Source organism: Cytobacillus firmus NBRC 15306 (assembly GCF_001591465.1).
GTDB classification, from domain to species: Bacteria; Bacillota; Bacilli; order Bacillales; family Cytobacillaceae; genus Cytobacillus; species Cytobacillus firmus.
Genome location: NZ_BCUY01000234.1, coordinates 1 through 937, shown reverse-complemented (window position 1 = coordinate 937; position 937 = coordinate 1). Strand labels below are relative to the sequence as shown.

At 32.9% G+C, this 937-nt stretch carries 1 protein-coding gene; it reads left to right on the top strand.

Annotated elements, in window-relative coordinates; genetic code table 11:
• Window positions 1-164 precede the first annotated feature (164 nt).
• A complete protein-coding gene (locus BFI01S_RS22035; RefSeq protein WP_235831272.1) occupies window positions 165-623 on the top strand; it encodes a hypothetical protein in 459 nt (152 codons plus the stop codon).
• The last annotated feature ends 314 nt before the right edge of the window (window positions 624-937 follow it).

The following is a 937-nucleotide window of genomic DNA, read 5'->3' as shown; positions in this document are numbered from 1 at the left end:
TAAGAATATTTTTTATAACTCCAATTTTATCCTGCTTTTAAATGACCAAAAACCCACAGTTATGTAATTATATTTGATAAATGGCACCATTTTTTTGATAGAAGCCTCTTTTCCTCTGTACTACATTTTTTATCTTCAATTCCTGACACCTAGGCCGCTACTGTTTGGTGATTAAGGACCTTAATTTTATTGATGTTAAGTTAAAATGTTCGTATAAAAAAGTGGAAGGAGAAGATAATATTGAAAGTAAACAACTAATAGAGAGGACGATAAAAATGAATCTAAAGTGGTTAAGGCTATTAACAGCAGTTTTTCTATCTGCCATCATGTTATTGGGGTGTAATAATGTAGAAGAGGATAAGGATCCACCACCACCTGAAGTGGATGTAGATCCTGACACAGAAGAACCCATTGAAGATCCTGAAGATGCAAATGACCCAGATAATATAGATGAAAATGATGTGGACCCAGATACAGAAGAGCCAATTGAAGATCCTAAAGATGTAAATGACCCAGATAATATAGATGAAAATAAAGATGATGAAGCTGATTTAGTCCCTGATGCAGAAGAACCCATTGAAGATCCTAAAGATGTAAACGATCCAGATAATATAGATGAATAAATATTAACAGCAATAAGGCACACCGTTTGTTTTCAAACGGTGTGCCTTATTGCTCCAAATTTAACTGTTATGATAAAGCTCAATTGTTGTTTTTTAACCAATAGTACAAAAATACATTTAAACATTTCAACTCTACTAGTTTTCCTTTATAAGCATGGAACATATCAACTATTTTTAAAACATTTTATTAATTCCCTAAGATTCAACCGTTAAATAAACGGTCTATGCCAATTAAATAGGTTATTGCAGCACTTCCTTCAGCTCAGGGTATTGCGAAAACTGGCTGGAATATTGAGGATGATAATAAGACATGT